At 71.6% G+C, this 3,013-nt stretch carries 4 protein-coding genes; all 4 read right to left on the bottom strand.

The features are described from left to right. Positions 1–70 precede the first annotated feature (70 nt). Positions 71–460 carry a 50S ribosomal protein L7/L12 gene (gene rplL / locus AB0B48_RS32700; protein ID WP_357208428.1) on the bottom strand — a complete coding sequence of 130 codons (390 nt, stop codon included), beginning with the start codon at positions 458–460 and terminating at the stop codon, positions 71–73. Positions 461–515: 55 nt separating this feature from the next. Then, on the bottom strand, positions 516–1,061 hold the full coding sequence (gene rplJ, locus AB0B48_RS32695) for a 50S ribosomal protein L10 (RefSeq protein ID WP_112584808.1): 546 nt from the start codon (positions 1,059–1,061) through the stop codon (positions 516–518). Positions 1,062–1,395: 334 nt separating this feature from the next. Further along, positions 1,396–2,085 carry a hypothetical protein gene (locus AB0B48_RS32690; protein ID WP_357208425.1) on the bottom strand — a complete coding sequence of 230 codons (690 nt, stop codon included), beginning with the start codon at positions 2,083–2,085 and terminating at the stop codon, positions 1,396–1,398. Continuing rightward, positions 2,082–3,013: ATP-binding cassette domain-containing protein (locus AB0B48_RS32685; protein ID WP_357208422.1), on the bottom strand; the 932-nt coding region annotated here is incomplete at its 5' end. The genes AB0B48_RS32690 and AB0B48_RS32685, both read right to left, overlap by 4 nt.

Here is a 3,013-nt window from a genome sequence, read left to right as displayed (position 1 = left end):
GGATCGCCGCCCGCCGCGACGCGATGGTGTCCCAGCTCACGAGCCGGGTACGCGTTGGTGGAGCGTCAGGTCACTTGAGGGTGACCTTGGCGCCCTCACCCTCGAGCTTGGCCTTCGCCTTGTCGGCGGTCTCCTTGTTGACCTTCTCCAGGATGGCCTTCGGCGCGGACTCGACCGCGTCCTTGGCCTCCTTGAGGCCCAGGCCGGTCAGCTCACGCACGACCTTGATGACCTGGATCTTCTTGCCGCCGTCAGCCTCGAGGATGACGTCGAACTCGTCCTGCTCCGGCTCGGCCTCGGCAGCAGCGCCGCCGCCACCGCCACCCGGGCCCGCGATCGCGACCGGGGCGGCAGCGGTGACCTCGAAGGTCGTCTCGAACTGCTTCACGAACTCAGAGAGCTCGATCAGCGTCATCTCCTTGAACGCGTCGAGCAGCTCGTCGGTGCTGAGCTTCGCCATATCTGGCGTCCTTTCCTGATTCTGTTAAGTAAAGAACTGGTGCGCCGTGGGGGCCTCAGGCCGCCTCGGCGCCCTCCTTCTCGCGCTTGTCCTGCAGTGCAGCCGCCAGACGGGCGGTCTTCGACAGCGGGGCCTGGAACAGGGCCGCGGCCTTGCTCAGGTTGCCCTTCATCGCGCCGGCCAGCTTGGCCAGCAGCACCTCGCGGGACTCCAGGTCGGCAAGCTTCGTGACCTCGGCCGCGGTGATGGCCTTGCCCTCGAAGACACCGCCCTTGATGACGAGCTTCGGGTTGGCCTTCGCGAAGTCGCGAAGCCCCTTCGCCGCCTCGACGACGTCGCCCGAAACGAAAGTCAGCGCGGTAGGACCGGTGAACAGCTCGTCGAGGCCGGTGATGCCCGCGTCCGTCGCAGCACGCTTGGCCAGCGTGTTCTTCGCGACCGTGTAGCTGGTGTCGGCGCCGAGCGAGCGCCGAAGCTGGGTGAGCTGGGAAACCGTCAGACCGCGGTACTCGGTCAGCACGGTGGCGCCCGAGCTGCGGAAGCTCTCGGTCAGCTCAGCGACGGCCGTGGCCTTGTCGGCCCGGATCGGCTTGTCCGCCATGTCCCTCCTCTCTCGTTACTCGAGGCTGGTCCCCGTCTCGGCCGAAGCCGGAACGGGGGCGGAGGCAGCGCGACAACGAAAAAGCCCCGGCGCAGGGCGCACGGGGCGAGGGCCGGCGGATCGTCATGGTCGGCGGACCATGCTCACTGCCGAGTTACGCTTGCCGCCCTACGCGGGTCGCCCGTTGTCGCGGGACCTTCGACCGTGCCGAAGCACGATGACCAGCGGTCTCTGGGTGGTTCCTCATCCATGAGAACACGGATGACTGTGTGAACAGTACGCGCCCAGCTCACCAGCGCCAAATCCCCCCTGGTGAGCTGGGTCACCGGCCGCGTCAGCCCTGTGCCCGCCGACGCCACAGGTAACCGCCGACGACAGCGGCGCTCCAGGCCAGCGCCCACCCGCTCAAGCCCAGCACTGTCAGCGCGGCGGCCTCGCCGCCGGTGGTGCGAGCGGCCGCCATGATCGGCGGTGCCAGCCAGGGCGCCACCGAGCCGCTAAGACCGAACACCACGGCGCCGACCCCGCCGAGGGCCAACACCGCGACGCCGTACCCCGCGCCGCCCACCGACGCCCTGCTGGCCAGCGCCCCAAGAGCAACCGCAGCGGGTACGACCAGCACGTGCGCCCACAATCCCAGCGCGAGCCCGACCGGAATCGACCGGTCCCCCGGGTCGACCGGGCCGGACACCCCGCCGACCAGCCACGGAAAGAGCAGCGCGACGGCCACCGTCACCAGCGCCGCCACCGCCGCGGCGAGCAGCCCGGACAACCGCTCCCGGGCCACCCCGACAGTCACCTGCGCCAGCCGACGCTGCACGTCCGGCTCGACATCCAAAAGGATCTTGGTCTGCCAGGCGAGCACCGGAAAGAGCACCACCGCGGAAACCCCGTACGCCTCCGCCGGCTGGGCGCGGCCACCGCCGTAGAGGGTGCCGAGCGTGATCAGGCCGGCAAGCAACGGCGCCAACGCCCGGCCGGTTCGCAGGAGACCGGCCAACCGCATCCGGACCAGGGCGCTCACCGGGTCTCCCCCGCTGCCGACTCGACAGCCGCGTCGGCGGTGTCCGGCCGGCCCGCTGTCAACTCCCCGGCCATCCCGAGCGACGGCTCGGCGGGTCGGGCGGCACCGGCCGACCGGAGCGGCTCGACGGGTAGGGCCTGGGACGCGGCGGTGGAGGCGTCGGAGCGTACCCGCAGCACCTGATGGCCCTCGGCGCGCAACCGGGCGACGGTGCCGGCGACCCGCGCGGCCGGCACCGCGACCTCGACCACGGCGATCGTCTCGTCCGTCGACGACGTCTCCTCGGACAGCGAGCCGTCGGCCACCAGCCAGCGGCGCGCGGCCGGGAGCCGGACCGTCTCGCCGCGATGGTCACTGACCAGGACGGATCCGTCGGCGGCGAGCACCTCGGCGATCAGCTCGGGCACCAACTCACGGGTGGCGGCGTCCAGCCCCTCCCACGGCTCGTCGAGCACCAGCAGGCCCGGTGGGCGCAGCAGCGCCTGGGCGAGGCCGACCTTCTGCGCGGTGCCCTTGGACAGCTCCGGCAACCGGACCGAGCGGAAGGCGGACAGCCCGAGCCGGTCCGTCCAGGAGGTCACCGCGTCGTCGGCCGCACCCCTGCCCAGCCCTGCCACCCGGGCCATCCCGGTCAGATAGCGGGTCACCGTGAACGGTTGGTCCGCTGGGAAACGCTCCGGCACCCAGCCCACCCGTGCCGGCCGGCCGGTGACCTGGCCACGGCCGGGGCGGAGGACCCCCGCGGCCACCTGGAGCAGTGTCGACTTGCCCACCCCGTTGCGACCCAGCACGATCGCCACCTCGCCGGGACCGATCCGCACGTCGATGCCTTGCAGCACCCACGGCCCTCGCCGGTGGTACCGCAACCAGACGTTCTCCAGCCGCATGGCGTCGAGCCTGCCACACCTCGAACGCGCCGGGGCGCCGC

The sequence above is a fragment of the Micromonospora sp. NPDC049089 genome (assembly GCF_040648775.1).
Classification (GTDB): Bacteria; Actinomycetota; Actinomycetes; order Mycobacteriales; family Micromonosporaceae; genus Micromonospora.
The sequence above is the reverse complement of the archived record's forward strand: the minus strand, read 5'-3'. Positions and strand labels throughout refer to the sequence as shown.

What these genes read in the sequence shown, in the direction of transcription:
- rplL (WP_357208428.1), bottom strand. Translation starts at nt 460, where the DNA reads ATGGCGAAGCTCAGCACCGACGAGCTGCTCGACGCGTTCAAGGAGATG.
- rplJ (WP_112584808.1), bottom strand. Translation starts at nt 1,061, where the DNA reads ATGGCGGACAAGCCGATCCGGGCCGACAAGGCCACGGCCGTCGCTGAG.